Below are 13,111 nucleotides of genomic sequence, written 5' to 3' on the forward strand. Positions count from 1 at the left end.
CATGGCCAAGCAATCATCATTTTTTCGATCGATCAGTCGTCTCTATCCCCATGTCCGGCCCATCATTCCACGGCTCCTGCTGGGACTGGTGTGTGCGCTGCTGGCCAGTATCGTTGCCCTGGCGATCCCCCAGGTCCTGCGGGTGCTGGTCAACGAGTCGCTGCGGCCGGGCGGCGCCACGGAGGCCATCTGGGTGTCAGCCGGAATCATCCTGGTCCTGGGCATAGCCGAGGCGGGACTGGTGGCCCTCCGCCGCCAGTTCGTCATCAACCCGGCCACCACCGTGGAAACCCGGATGCGTGTGTCGCTCTACGACCACCTGCAGGAGCTCACGGTCTCCTTCCACGACCGCTGGGGCTCAGGCCAGCTCCTCTCCCGCGCCATGACGGACCTCAACTTCCTGCGCCGCTGGATGGCTTTTGGCGCCATCATGCTGGTGGTCACCACGCTGACCGTGATCATCGGCATTGCCGTCATGTTCGCCATGAGCTGGCAGCTCGCCCTGATCTTCCTGGCGGCAGCCGTGCCCATCATGGCGTACAGCTTCCGTTTCCGCACCCGCTTCAGCAAGGTGGCCCGCCGCAGCCAGGACCAGGCCGGTGACCTGGCCACCACGGTGGAGGAGTCAGTGCACGGCATCAGGGTGCTCAAGGCTTTCGGCCGCAGCCGGGAAGCACTGGAAAACTTCGAAGAACAAGCCGAAGAACTGCGCCAAACAGAGATCGACAAGGCGCGCCACCAGGCCTTGTTCACCATGGTGGTCACGCTCCTGCCGGAACTTGCCCTGGGCGCAGGCCTGGTGGTGGGCATCATGCTCTGCGCCAGCGGGCAACTGAGCATCGGCGCACTGGTGGCGTTCTTTGCCACGGCGGCCGTCATTGCCTCACCCGTGGAATTTTCCGGCATGCTGCTGGCCATGGCACTCACTGCCAAGACCGCCGTCGACCGCCACTACGAAGTCATGGATTCCGCCAACACCATTACCAGCCCCCCGGAACCGCGCCGGCCGGACAACCTCGCGGGCTCCCTCGAATTCCATAACGCCACTTTTGCCTACGAGGATGCCCCGGACAAGCCCATCCTGGAGAACATCAGCCTGGACGTCCGGCCCGGTGAGACCATGGCCCTGGTGGGCATCACGGGCAGCGGCAAGAGCGCACTCATCCAACTGGTGCCCCGGCTGTATGACGTCACCGGCGGCTCCATCAGCATCGACGGCGTGGACCTGCGGGACTTTGATGTGGAGGAACTGCGCCGGATCGTGGCCGTGGCCTTCGAGGACACCACCCTGTTCTCAAACTCCGTCCGTGACAATGTGCTGCTCGGCGCCCCGGACCGCAGCGAGGCCGTCCTGGAGGAAGCCCTGGATGTGGCCCAGGCACACTTCGCCTACTCCCTGCCGGAGGGCCTGGACACCCTGATCGGCGAGGAAGGCCTGAGCCTGTCCGGCGGTCAGCGCCAGCGGATCGCCCTGGCGCGGGCAATCGCGGCCCGGCCCCGCGTGCTGGTGCTGGACGACCCCCTCTCCGCCCTGGACGTCCACACGGAGGAACTGGTGGAGACGCGGCTCCGCGCCGTCCTGAAGGACACCACCACCCTGATCGTTGCCCACCGGCCGTCCACCGTGGCCCTCGCGGACAGGGTGGCGCTGCTTGAGGAAGGCCGGATCACCGCCGTCGGAACCCATACGGAACTGCTGGCGGGCAATGACCATTACCGCTACGTCATTGCGAGCCTGGACCAGGAACCGCGGGACCTGGACTCGGAACTTTCGGACCTCAAGGAAGAAGCAGCGATCCAGGAAGCGGAGGTCACCCGATGAGCACCGCCTCCTTCGGCACTGCCAATGAAGACAATGCCCACCTCAGCAAGAGTGACAGCAGGGCAGTCCGACGGCGGTCGCTGGCACTGCTGCGGTCACTGATCCGCCCGGTGCGGCTCCGGTTCTGGCTGACCATCGCCATGGTGGTCCTCTCCCAGGCCGCAAGGGTGGCGGGGCCGGCGTTGATCGCCTTTGGCATCGACCGGGCCCTCCCCGCCCTGCAGGCAGGGGACAACGCACCCCTGGTGTTCACAGGTGCCGCCTACCTCCTTGCAGCAATTGCGACGGCGGGGCTCACGGCCCTGTATGTCACCTCCACCGCGAAGCTCAGCCAGGCGATGCTGCTGGACCTGCGCCTGCGGGTCTTCCGCCAGACCCAGGGGCTGAGCCTCGAGTTCCACGAAAAATACACGTCGGGCCGGATCATCGCCCGGCAGACCTCGGACCTCGAAGCCCTCCGCGAACTCCTGGACTCCGGCGTCAGCTCGCTGGCGTCAGGGATGCTGTTCATGGTCTTCACCGCCATTACCGTGTTCGCCCTGGACTGGCGGAGCGGACTGCTGGTGCTGGCCGCCGGCGTGCCCATGTTCTTCCTGGCCCGCTGGTACCAGAAGCACTCCCAGATCGCCTTCCGCGAATCCCGCGTGGTCTCCGCCCGGCTCATTGTGCACTTCGTAGAAACCATGACCGGCATCCGCGCCGTCAAGGCCTTCCGCAAGGAGCAGGAAAACTCCGGCCGTTACGGCCAGCTCGCTGAGGACTACCGGCGGGTCACCGTCCGCTCCATCAACCTCAACGGCATCTTCCAGCCGGGGCTGGTACTGATCGGCAACGTCTGCGTGGCTGTGGTGCTGCTCTTTGGCGGCTTCCGCGTCCTGGCCGGTGACCTGGAGGTGGGTGTGCTCCTGGCACTTATCCTTTCCACCAAGCGGTTCTTCCAGCCGGTGGACCAGATGGCCATGTTCTACAACTCCTTCCAGAGCGCGCAGGCCGCGCTCGAGAAGGTGTCGGGGCTCCTGGAGGAGGTGCCGACGGTCCGCCCGCCCAAGAATCCCGTCCCCCTGAAGCAGGCCAAGGGAGCCATCGACTTCAACGGAGTGGAGTTCCGCTACGGCGAGGGCCCGCTGATCGTCCCCACCCTGGACCTCCACATCCCCGCGGGCCAGACTGTTGCCCTGGTGGGACAGACGGGCGCCGGCAAGTCCACGCTGGCAAAGCTCATTGCACGCTTCTATGACGTCTCCTCCGGTTCCCTCACGCTCGACGGCGTCGACGTCCGCAACCTGGGAACCACGGACCTGCGCCGCAACATTGTCATGGTCACCCAGGAGGCATTCCTGTTCAGCGGCTCGGTGGCGGACAACATCGCCCTGGGCCGCCCCGAGGCGTCCCGGGCAGAAATCGAGGAAGCGGCCAAAGCCGTAGGCGCCCACGACTTCATCATGGAACTTCCGGAAGGCTACGACACCGACGTCAACAAGCGCGGCGGTCGGGTCTCGTCGGGGCAGCGGCAGCTCATCAGCTTTGCGCGGGCGTTCCTGGCACGTCCGGCCGTGCTGATCCTGGACGAGGCCACGTCCTCCCTGGACATTCCCTCCGAAAGGCTGGTGCAGCAGGGCCTGGCACGGCTCCTGGCGGGCACGGAGGCAGCCCGCAGGACGGCCCTGATCATTGCCCACCGGCTGTCCACGGTGGAGACCGCAGACCGGGTGCTGGTGGTGCATGACGGCCGGATCGTGGAAGACGGCAGCCCGGCCGAGCTCATTGGCGGGGGCGGGCGGTTTGCCGACCTCCACGGAGCCTGGAAGGACTCGCTGGTCTGATTCCGTTGCAGCAGTTCGCGGGATTTCGCATCGGGCCCCGGCATCGGCTATCCTTGTAAAGTTGCTTTTGCAGCGGATCGGGATGTAGCGCAGCTTGGTAGCGCGCTTCGTTCGGGACGAAGAGGTCGCAGGTTCAAATCCTGTCATCCCGACCAAAAAGAAAGAGGGTCTCCTTATGGAGGCCCTCTTCTTGTCTTAAAGGAAACAGCCCCGAAGCTTGCGCTCCGGGGCCATCCTCGCCTCCTGGTGTGAGGAAGCTTTTTACATCGGGTCAGGCCAGTTGCCTACGTACGTGGTGTACGAGGTATCGATGCTCTTGTCCTTGGTCTTCTTGGACATCGGGTCAGGCCAGTTTCCAACGGCTACCGAAGTTCCGGCAGAGTCCCCGAGGGAACCGGCAGACAGGACAGCTGGAGCCGCCGCAGAAAAAGCAAGGGCGCCTGCCAGTACGGCCGCGGTTGCGATCTTCTTCAACATAAATGGGTTCCTCAATACGAGTCGGATTCGTTACAAAGCCAGCACTGTCCTTGTTGACATACATTGTAAAATGTTTTCCACAGGGACTGTCAAGCATTTTGTACGAAGACCGTCCGGAAAAGGAGGAAAACCCGTGGGCAACGGATTCGGGGAGAAGCTCCGCGCGGAGCGTCTCGAACGGGGGCTGACACAGGCGGAACTGGGAAAGGACCTGTACTCCCCTAGCTATATTTCACTACTTGAGACCGGCCGCAGGGAACCTACGGCGGAGGTCATCGAGGAACTGGCACGCAGGCTGGAACTGGCACCCAAGGCGCTGGAGGCTTGGAGCCAGCCCATCTCAGTAAGCGATGCCGAGTACGTCCTCGCCGGGTTGTATGCCCGGCAGGCGTGGGACCTGAGGGACTATCAGCTGGCGGCCAGCCACGCAGCCACGGCCGCCAAGATAGCCCTCGAAGGCAGGAACACCAGCGCCTGGTGGAACATGACGTACATGCAGGCGGAGTGCCTCATCAAGCAGGGCAACTGGCAGGAATGCCAGCGGATCATGCAGCACCTGCTGGAGCACCCCATGGCCACCGAATCGGCGGGCCTCGCTGTACGGGCCCGCCAGATGCTTGCAGGCATCTCCCAGGGCCAGGGCCAGCTGAGCGCGGCGGTGGAGCACGCCATGGAAGCTGTACGGCTGTGTTCGCAGCTGCCGAAGGGTTCCACGCTCATTATCGGCGCCCACCGGGCATTGATCGGTGCGCTTGCCGAAAGCGGCCGGCTCGACGAGGCGTGGAAATACTGCCAGGCCATGATCGACCACGTGGACGAGCACTCCATGTCCCAGCTCGCCGGCGAAGTGGCGTGGGTGATCGGCAACGTCGCCTTCATGCGGCACGATTACCAGGAGGGTATCAAGCACCATGAACGGGCAGCCCGGCTGCTCTCCCCCGCCAACGACATCGAACTGTGGGCCCGGTTCAACAAGGCCTCGGCGGCGGTTCGCCTGTCCTCAGGGATCGTTGAACCGGAAACACTGTCCTCGATCGAGAGGGCCGAATTGGCCCTGTCCATCGTGGGCGGCAACAAATCGGACCAGCTGGAGGTCGCCTTCATCCGCGCCCGCTGGCTGTACCTGACCGGGGACATCGTTGCCGCCGTCGAGAAGCTCCGCGAGATCCATGCGGAGCGCGCCAGCCTGGCAAAGCACACCGCCGGTGAAGTGTCGCTGCTGCTGGGCAAGTCACTCAAGGCCGCAGGCGAATCCGAGGAAGCCCTGGTGCACCTCGAGGAAGCCCAGAAGGCCTTCAGCGCGGCAGGAGCAGCTGACCGCGTCCAGCAGGCCATGGACGCGGTCCTGGAAATAAAACTGGCCCAGCAGCGCGCGGCAGCCGCTGCCAAGGCCAGCTAGTCACACCACATCCGCCGGGAGCAGCTGGGGCTCCGTCAGGCGAAGGTTTTCCCCGTAAGTTTCTCGTAGGCCTCGACGTAGCGGCCGCGGGTACGGTCCACAACCTCGTTGGGCAGCGCCGGCGGCGGCGTATCCGAGGACTTGTCCCAGCCCGACTCAGCAGACGTCAGCCAATCGCGCACATACTGTTTGTCGTAGGACGGCTGTGCCTGTCCCGGCTGGTAGGTGGCGGCATCCCAGAAGCGTGACGAATCCGGCGTCAGCACCTCATCCCCCAGGGTGATGAGCCCCGAGACCGGGTCATAGCCAAATTCGACCTTTGTGTCCGCCAGGATGATTCCGCGCTCCCGGGCAATTTTCTCAGCGGTGCTGTAGATCTTGAGCGTCAGCTCACTCAGGCGCCCGGCAATATCGTCGCCAACCATGGCCACCACGGCATCGTAGCTGATGTTCTCGTCATGCTCGCCAACCTCGGCCTTGGCCGATGGCGTGAAGAGCGGGCGGTCCAGGCGCGACCCGTCAACCAGCCCCTCCGGCAGTGGAATGCTGCACACTGTCCCGGAGGCTTTGTACTCCTGCAGGCCGGTGCCTGTGAGGTAGCCGCGGGCGATGCACTCCACCGGGAACATGTCCAGCTTCTTGCAAATCATGGCCCGGCCCTCCACCTCGGCCGGGACGCCGTCCTCCACCGTGGAGCCCAGGACGTGGTGGTCCACGTCCAGCTGGTCGAACCACCACAGGCTGAGCTGCGTCAGGATGCGTCCCTTGTCCGGGATCAGGGAGGACAGGACGTGGTCAAAGGCGCTGATCCGGTCGCTGGCCACCACCAGCACGCAGTCCTGGCCCATACGCTGCAGGATGGCCTCGTCAGCCGGCTCGTAGAGGTCCCTGACCTTGCCCGAGTAGACGTGCGTCCATCCGGGAAGTTCGAGGGTCTTGGTGTTGAAACCGCGGGGTGCTGGATCGTTGCTCATATCAGGCCTTCGTCTTGGTCCCGTGGAGGGATGCGCTGGCAGTGGAGGGGACCTTTATCTCCCCGCGGGCGGCTTTGCCGCCAATATCCGTGCGGTACTGCGAGCCTTCTAGCTGGACCAGCTCCACGCCGTCGTACGCTTTTTCGCGCGCGTCCACGAGGTCGCTGCCGAGGGCGACGACGGCGAGCACTCGCCCGCCCGCGGACACCACTTTGCCCTCCTCGTCGAAGGCGGTGCCGGCATGGATGACGTGGACGCCGTCGAGCTCCTCCACCTTCTTGAGCCCGCGGATGCGGTCCCCGGTGCGGGGAGTATCAGGATAGTTTTCGGACGCGACGACGACGGCGACGGCAGTTTCCTTGGCCCACCGCAGCTCCTCTGCCTTGTCCAGTTCGCCCTTGGCGGCCGCCAGCAGCAGGGCGCCGAGGGGGGTCTTGAGCCGTGCCAGCACGGCCTGTGTTTCCGGATCACCAAAGCGGACATTGAACTCGATGACGCGGGTGCCGCGGGAGGTGAGGGCCAGCCCCACGAACAGCACGCCCACGAACGGGGTGCCGCGGCGGGCCATCTCGTTGACGGTGGGCTGGGCCACGCGTTCAATGACTTCCTGGACCAGGCCTTCCGGTGCCCACTCGAGCGGTGTGTAGGCGCCCATGCCGCCGGTGTTGGGGCCCTCGTCCCGGTCGAAAATCCGTTTGAAGTCCTGGGCGGGTGAAAGCGCCACGGTGTTGTGGCCGTCGCAGAGGACAAAGAGCGAAACCTCGGGACCGTCCAGGAACTCCTCGATCACCACGGAGCCGCCGGCGTCGAAGCAGGACTGTGCGTGGGCCAGTGCTTCCCCGCGGTCCTTGGTGACCACCACACCCTTTCCTGCGGCGAGCCCGTCATCCTTCACCACGTAGGGTGCCCCGAAGGTATCGAGGGCCGATTCGGCTTCCTCGGCGTTGGTGGCCACCATGGCCATGGCGGTGGGCACTCCCGCTTCCGCCATGATTTCCTTGGCGAACGCCTTGGACGCCTCCAGCTGTGCTGCGGCCTTGCTGGGACCGAACACCGGGATGCCGGCCGCACGAACGGCGTCGGACACACCCGCGGCCAGCGGAGCCTCGGGGCCAACCACCACCAGGTCCACCGTCAGCCTGGTGGCCAGTGCGGCGACGGCGTCGGGATCATTGCCGTCAATCTTGTGCGTGGGGACCAGTTTGCTGATACCGGCGTTGCCGGGAGCTGCGTGGACCTCGGACACGTTGGGGTCGGCGAGCAGGGAGCGGACAATGGCGTGTTCGCGGCCTCCAGGGCCAATGACGAGTACCTTCACAGTCTCCAAGGGTACTTTGTGCACCCTGCAGGCTCCTAAGCTGTGTCACGGTGGATGCCGCGCCCGGCGAAGGAGACAATCCCGGACCCGGTCCGCTCCGAATAGCGTTCATGGAGAAGCTGAAGAACTGGTTCCGGGGACCCACTGCTATGGCGGCGCTGGCAGGCGTGGTGGCGGCCGCCGTCGTCCTTGCCGTGGCCGAACTGCTCGGGGCTTTCTTCACTGCCCGCGCAACGCCGGTGATCGCCCTGGGCTCAACCTTCATCGACTTCACGCCCTCCTGGCTGAAGGACTTCGCCATCGCCACGTTCGGCACCAATGACAAGGTTGCGCTCTTCGTGGGCATGGGCTTGACCATTGCAGCGCTGGCATGCGTGCTGGGGGTGGTGGCCCACCGGAAATGGGCGCTGGGTGTCCTTGGCGTCCTGTTCATGGGCGCCGTCATTGTGGCCAGCGTTGTGACCCGCGCCGGCGTGGGGGCATATGAAGCGCTGCCTACGGTGGTGGGAACTTTCGCCGGCCTCCTGGTGCTGCGGTTCCTGGTCAACAGGGTGCCGGCAACGAAGGCGTGGCCGGAAGCGGCGGCCGGTTCCGCCGTTGGAGACTCCCCTGATGCAGGGGCCGCGCCGGGCGCGACGCCCCGCGCCGCAACCAGCCGCCGCAGGTTTTTCGCGGCTGCTGGAATCACCGCAGCCGCCGCCGGCCTGGCCGCAACTGGCGGACGGCTGCTGGGTGCTGCACGCAGCAATATCCTCCAGGCGCGGGATGCCCTGCAGCTGCCAGTGCCTGCCAAGGCGGCGCCGCCCGTTCCTGCCGGCGTCCAGTCTCCGGTGCCCGGGGTGCAGCCCTGGGTAACGCCGAACGGCGACTTCTACCGCATCGACACCGCACTCAGCGTGCCGGAAATCGACGTGGCGGACTGGGAGCTCCGCGTCCACGGCATGGTTGAGGAGGAAGTCCGGCTCACCTTCCAGGACCTGCTCGACGCCGACCTGATCGAATCCCATGTGACGCTCACCTGCGTGTCCAACCCCGTGGGCGGCAACCTCGCCGGCAACGCCAAATGGCTGGGATTTCCCCTCCGGGAAGTGCTCAAGCGCGCCCGGCCCAAGGACGGCGCGGACATGGTCCTCTCCACCTCCATCGACGGCTTCAGCGCCTCAACGCCGCTGGAGGTACTGCAGGACGACCGGGACGCAATGCTGGCAATCGGCATGAACGGTGAGCCGCTGCCGCTGGAGCACGGCTACCCGGTGCGGATGGTGGTCCCTGGCCTGTACGGATTCGTGTCCGCCACCAAGTGGGTGGTGGACCTGGAGGTCACCCGGTTCGCCGACAGCAAGGCGTACTGGACCGAGCGGGGCTGGTCCGAACGCGGCCCCATCAAGACCATGGCCCGGGTGGACGTGCCCAAGTCCTTCGCCAAGGTACCAGCCGGGAAGGTTGCCGTGGGCGGCACCGCCTGGGCACAGACCCGGGGGATCACCAAGGTGGAGATCCAGGTGGACGACGGCGACTGGATGGAGGCCGAGCTGTCCACAGAGGCGTCCCTGGTCACCTGGCGGCAGTGGTCCTACCAGTGGAACGCCGCTCCGGGGCAGCATTACATCAAGGTCCGGGCCACCGACGGCACCGGTGAGGTCCAGACGGAGCAGCGCGCGGACCCCGTACCCGACGGCGCGTCCGGCTGGCAGTCCGTGATGGTCACCGTGGAGTAACGCGGCATTCAGTGGGGCGACCCATAGACTGGCAGCATGCCCCACAACCCCCATGCCACCTTTACCGTGGACTCCGCCGTGGAACTGGCCGTCGTCGAACGCAGCGGCTTTGTGGAATCCCGGCACATCGGCTCGGCCGTCCTCCTGGCGGCGGACGGATCGGTCGTCACCGAACTGGGCGATATCAACACGCCCATCCTTGCCAGGTCCACGCTTAAGCCGTTCCAGGCCCTTGCGTCCATGCAGTCCGGCGTGCCTTTGCGGGGCGCGCAGGTGGCTGTTGCCTGCGGAAGCCACACCGGCTCCCTGGACCACATGGACGTGGTGGCGGGAATGCTTAAAGCCGCCGGGGTCCGGGAGGACCAGCTCCAGTGTCCGGAGGCCTGGCCGCAGGACGAGACGGCCCGCACCTGGCTGGTCCGCTCTGAAAAGGGGAAGTCCAGGTTGGCGTTTAACTGCTCCGGAAAGCACGCGGCGTTCCTCTGGGCCTGCACGGAAAACGGCTGGGACACGCACAGCTACCTGGAACCGAACCACCCCCTGCAGCAGCGCGTCCGCACCGTGGTGGAGGAATACACCGGCGAGAAAATTGCGCACCTGGGCATTGACGGCTGCGGCGCACCGGTTGCCGCGGTATCCCTCAAGGGGCTTGCCCGGGGGTACTCGCAACTGGCAAAGGCGCCGGGCGACCAGAGCTTCAGCGCCCGCGCCGCCACCATCGCCACCTCCATGCTGGACTACCCCTGGGCCGTCCAGGGCGTCGGCGAGGCCAACACACTGGTCATGGATGAGCTGGAGATTATCGCCAAAATCGGCGCGGAGGGCGTGCTGGCCATGGCCACAGCGCAGGGAGTCTCCGTAGCCGTGAAGATCCTGGACGGAAACGTGCGTGCCACCTCATTGGTGGCCCTGACCCTCCTGGCCGCGGCGGGCGCGGTGGATATCCCCGCCGTTGCCGGCGTCCTGGAGAGGGTGGTTGATCCCGTACTGGGCGGCGGCCGGCCGGTGGGAAAGATCCGCCTTGGCCCGGCAGTGTCAGCACTTCTGGACTAGGTGCTTCTGGGCTGGATGCTTTTCGGTTGGGACTCCTGGACTTAACGTGTCACACGTGCTGGTCCACGATCACCGGGTTGCCGTCCGGATCAACAACAATGAAGCTCGCCGGCCCGGTTGTTCCTTCCTCCGCTTCGCTGGCGAAATTGACGCCCTTGCCCTGCAGTTCGCGCTGGAGGTCGCGCACGTCCGTGAAGGACTCCAGCGGCCGGGCGTCCTGGTCCCAGCCGGGGTTGAAGGTCAGGGCGTTCCGCTCCAACATTCCCTGGAACAGACCCACTACAGCCTGGCCATTTTTCAGGATCAACCAGTTCTGCGTGATGTCACCGGCAAAACGCGTAAATCCAAGCTTTTCGTAGAAGGCCGTTGAAGCGGCGATGTCCTTGACGTTGAGGCTTACTGAGAAAGCGCCGAGCTGCACGGTCTGTTCCTTTCCCTTGTGACGAGGTGCTACAGATCGTACTCCCCCACCCAATTCCTTCCCTGTTCAGTATCCGCGGTACTCTGATTCCCTTTGCCGCTGCATCCCTAGGAAAGGGGCCTAAACATGGCTGTAGCCCGTCGCCGGATCGACCCCCGGGAAGGCGCCGCCGCGGTGGAGGCGTGGCGCGAAGCCGCCGAACCGTCGTCGGACGTTCCTGTTCCGCGAACCGTCCTGGCAACTGCGGTGCGCTACACACTTGAGGAGCTCACCGCGCGGGCGCCGGGCAATTCGGTGGAGGTGCGGGTGCCGCCTTTCGGCGTCACCCAGTGCGTGGAAGGGCCGCGGCACACGCGCGGCACCCCGCCCAACGTCATAGAGTGCGACGCCGCCACCTGGCTTGCGATGGTCACAGGCCAGTTGGGCTGGGCAGACGCGGTGGCCGCACACAAAGTCGCCGCCTCCGGACTCCGCGCGGACCTCTCGGCACTCCTCCCGCTCTAACCCCCGAGTTTTTGTCCAGATCTGCAGGCTTCCGAGCCCTGGAACCCTGCATATCTGGGAATTCAAGGGTCAGCCGCGGCCGATGAATGGCATCCCTGCCGCGGTGACAACCACCGATCCAACACTGGCGGACGGCGGCATGTTGGCCATCATCAGGACCGCGCGGGCGGCATCCTCCACGGGGAAGGTCGGCTCCACCCGGCGGCTGCCATCTGCCTGCAGCGCCCCCGCGCCCACGCCGATGGTGTCCATGATGTCCGTGGCCGTGTTGCCGATGTCGATCTGCCCGCACGTGATCCCAAAGCCGCGCCCGTCCAGCTCGATGCTTTTGGTCAGGCCGGTCATGGCGTGCTTGGTGACGGCGTAGGCCACGGTCCGTGGACGGGGTGAGTGCGCCGAGATGGAGCCGTTGTTGATGATCCGCCCGCCCTGCGGGTCCTGCGCCTTCATGGCCCGGACCGCGGCGGCGGCGCACAGCATGGATCCTGTCAGGTTCACCGCGAGGGTGGCGTTCCAGTCCTCCAGGGAAATTTCATCCACACTGGCTGCCGGGCCAAACACGCCAGCGTTGTTGAACAGGACGTCCACCCGGCCCCACCGGCGGCGGACGGCGTCGAAAAGATGCTCGACGTCGTCCTGCCGGGTGACGTCGCAAGGCACCACCAGCGCTTCGGGGTGATCGTCTGCCGTCTCCTTTAACTGCGTTTCCCGGCGGCCCGCCAGCGCTACCCGGTATCCTGCGGCCAACATCTGCCGGGCCACCTCCCGCCCGATGCCGGAACCTGCTCCGGTAACGACGGCAACCCGTACGGCGGAAGGGGTATTGTTCACGCTGTTCTCCTTGGGATGTGGTGCTAAAGGGCGGCCGGCACGCCCGTACTGTTCAGCGGCCAGCCTATGACGGTCTTGGGCCGCGGCGCAGCGTACGTCCGCACCTTCGAGGTGGACAGGCGCATGCGGACCAGGGATTCGGCGATGGCCACGGCAGACGCAACGCCGTCCACCACCGGCACTCCGGCACGCTGCCTGATCTGTTCATCTAGCCCGGCCATTCCGCCGCAGCCAAGCACAATCACCTCAGCCTTATCCTGGCTGACAGCAAGCATCGCCTGGTTGATAATGGCTTCCACGGCGCGCTCCGGCTCCTCCTCAAGTTCAAGGACAGCCATGCCGCTGGCACGGACGGAGGCGCAGCGCGCGTCCAGTCCTGCCAGCTTCAGCCGGTCCTCGATGAGCGGAACTGTGCGGTCCAGGGTGGTGACCACCGAGTACTTGTGGCCCAGGAACATGGCGGTGCTGGCGGCGGCCTCGGTGATGTCCACCACCGGGACGTCGAGGAGTTCCTGCAGCCCCTCCCGTCCGTGTTCGCCGTAGCCGGCCTGCACCACGGCGTCGAACGGCTCGGCGTAGGAAGTGACGGCGTCCATCACGGCGATGGCGGCCAGGTAGCTTTCGAAGTTTCCTTCGCAGGAGTCCGCCCCGAACCGGGGTGTGATTCCCACGATCTCCGTGCCCGGTGCCGCGATGCTGCGTGCCGAAGCGGCGATGGAGTCCGTCATGGATTGGGTGGTGTTGACGTTCGCAACGAGTATGCGCATCAGG

12 protein-coding genes and 1 tRNA gene are annotated in these 13,111 nt (G+C 65.6%); 7 read left to right on the plus strand and 6 right to left on the minus strand.

The annotated features are described in order from the left end of the window. The first annotated feature begins 1 nt into the window (after position 1). The 3 genes from ABRP28_RS11770 (at position 2) to ABRP28_RS11780 (ending at position 3,800) form a co-directional block, all read left to right on the plus strand. Complete coding sequence (locus ABRP28_RS11770) at positions 2-1,822, plus strand: ABC transporter ATP-binding protein (RefSeq protein WP_350003002.1); 1,821 nt, start codon at positions 2-4, stop codon at positions 1,820-1,822. Continuing rightward, complete coding sequence (locus tag ABRP28_RS11775) at positions 1,819-3,645, plus strand: ABC transporter ATP-binding protein (RefSeq protein WP_350003004.1); 1,827 nt, start codon at positions 1,819-1,821, stop codon at positions 3,643-3,645. Before ABRP28_RS11770 ends, ABRP28_RS11775 begins: the two co-directional genes overlap by 4 nt. Before the next feature lie 78 nt (positions 3,646-3,723). After that, positions 3,724-3,800, plus strand: a tRNA-Pro gene (locus ABRP28_RS11780). Between the two features lie 106 nt (positions 3,801-3,906). On the opposite strand, the gene ABRP28_RS11785 is transcribed toward ABRP28_RS11780, so the two are convergent. Next, on the minus strand, positions 3,907-4,122 hold the full coding sequence (locus ABRP28_RS11785; protein ID WP_231454009.1) for a hypothetical protein: 216 nt from the start codon (positions 4,120-4,122) through the stop codon (positions 3,907-3,909). A gap of 133 nt (positions 4,123-4,255) precedes the next feature. Here ABRP28_RS11785 and ABRP28_RS11790 point away from each other — a divergent pair, with 133 nt between their 5' ends. Beyond that, positions 4,256-5,521: a helix-turn-helix transcriptional regulator gene (locus ABRP28_RS11790; protein ID WP_350003007.1), complete on the plus strand. Its 1,266-nt coding sequence runs from the start codon at positions 4,256-4,258 to the stop codon at positions 5,519-5,521. Positions 5,522-5,556: 35 nt separating this feature from the next. Here the strand turns inward: ABRP28_RS11790 and ABRP28_RS11795 are convergent, their stop codons facing one another. Together ABRP28_RS11795 and purD are read right to left on the minus strand one after the other, a co-directional pair. Continuing rightward, entirely contained in the window at positions 5,557-6,495 is a 939-nt protein-coding gene (locus ABRP28_RS11795) for a phosphoribosylaminoimidazolesuccinocarboxamide synthase (RefSeq protein ID WP_350003009.1), read from the minus strand. Between the two features lies 1 nt (position 6,496). Continuing rightward, positions 6,497-7,813, minus strand: coding sequence for a phosphoribosylamine--glycine ligase (gene purD / locus ABRP28_RS11800; RefSeq protein WP_350003062.1), 1,317 nt, complete (start codon positions 7,811-7,813; stop codon positions 6,497-6,499). Between the two features lie 110 nt (positions 7,814-7,923). Between purD and ABRP28_RS11805 the strand changes: the two genes are divergently transcribed. Both ABRP28_RS11805 and ABRP28_RS11810 read left to right on the plus strand, forming a co-directional pair. Continuing rightward, positions 7,924-9,531, plus strand: a complete 1,608-nt coding sequence (locus tag ABRP28_RS11805) for a molybdopterin-dependent oxidoreductase (RefSeq protein WP_350003011.1) — start codon at positions 7,924-7,926, stop codon at positions 9,529-9,531. A gap of 36 nt (positions 9,532-9,567) precedes the next feature. Continuing rightward, positions 9,568-10,584, plus strand: a complete 1,017-nt coding sequence (locus ABRP28_RS11810; protein ID WP_350003012.1) for an asparaginase — start codon at positions 9,568-9,570, stop codon at positions 10,582-10,584. A 49-nt stretch (positions 10,585-10,633) separates the two neighbouring features. On the opposite strand, the gene ABRP28_RS11815 is transcribed toward ABRP28_RS11810, so the two are convergent. After that, complete coding sequence (locus ABRP28_RS11815; RefSeq protein ID WP_350003013.1) at positions 10,634-11,005, minus strand: VOC family protein; 372 nt, start codon at positions 11,003-11,005, stop codon at positions 10,634-10,636. 126 nt (positions 11,006-11,131) lie between these two features. Between ABRP28_RS11815 and ABRP28_RS11820 the strand changes: the two genes are divergently transcribed. After that, positions 11,132-11,509 carry a sterol carrier family protein gene (locus tag ABRP28_RS11820; protein ID WP_350003015.1) on the plus strand — a complete coding sequence of 126 codons (378 nt, stop codon included), beginning with the start codon at positions 11,132-11,134 and terminating at the stop codon, positions 11,507-11,509. 69 nt (positions 11,510-11,578) lie between these two features. On the opposite strand, the gene ABRP28_RS11825 is transcribed toward ABRP28_RS11820, so the two are convergent. Further along, positions 11,579-12,340 (minus strand): SDR family oxidoreductase, encoded by a 762-nt coding sequence (locus tag ABRP28_RS11825; RefSeq protein WP_231454017.1) that lies wholly within the window; start codon positions 12,338-12,340, stop codon positions 11,579-11,581. A 23-nt stretch (positions 12,341-12,363) separates the two neighbouring features. After that, a complete protein-coding gene (locus ABRP28_RS11830; protein WP_350003018.1) occupies positions 12,364-13,107 on the minus strand; it encodes an aspartate/glutamate racemase family protein in 744 nt (247 codons plus the stop codon). Positions 13,108-13,111 lie beyond the last annotated feature (4 nt).

This window comes from Pseudarthrobacter sp. WHRI 8279, from assembly GCF_040224115.2.
Lineage (GTDB): Bacteria > Actinomycetota > Actinomycetes > Actinomycetales > Micrococcaceae > Arthrobacter.

Coding starts and splice junctions, on each gene's coding strand:
- ABRP28_RS11810 (WP_350003012.1), top strand. CDS start 9,568: ATGCCCCACAACCCCCATGCCACCTTTACCGTGGACTCCGCCGTGGAA.
- ABRP28_RS11820 (WP_350003015.1), top strand. CDS start 11,132: ATGGCTGTAGCCCGTCGCCGGATCGACCCCCGGGAAGGCGCCGCCGCG.
- ABRP28_RS11795 (WP_350003009.1), bottom strand. CDS start 6,495: ATGAGCAACGATCCAGCACCCCGCGGTTTCAACACCAAGACCCTCGAA.
- ABRP28_RS11775 (WP_350003004.1), top strand. CDS start 1,819: ATGAGCACCGCCTCCTTCGGCACTGCCAATGAAGACAATGCCCACCTC.
- ABRP28_RS11785 (WP_231454009.1), bottom strand. CDS start 4,122: ATGTTGAAGAAGATCGCAACCGCGGCCGTACTGGCAGGCGCCCTTGCT.
- ABRP28_RS11805 (WP_350003011.1), top strand. CDS start 7,924: ATGGAGAAGCTGAAGAACTGGTTCCGGGGACCCACTGCTATGGCGGCG.
- ABRP28_RS11830 (WP_350003018.1), bottom strand. CDS start 13,107: ATGCGCATACTCGTTGCGAACGTCAACACCACCCAATCCATGACGGAC.
- ABRP28_RS11770 (WP_350003002.1), top strand. CDS start 2: ATGGCCAAGCAATCATCATTTTTTCGATCGATCAGTCGTCTCTATCCC.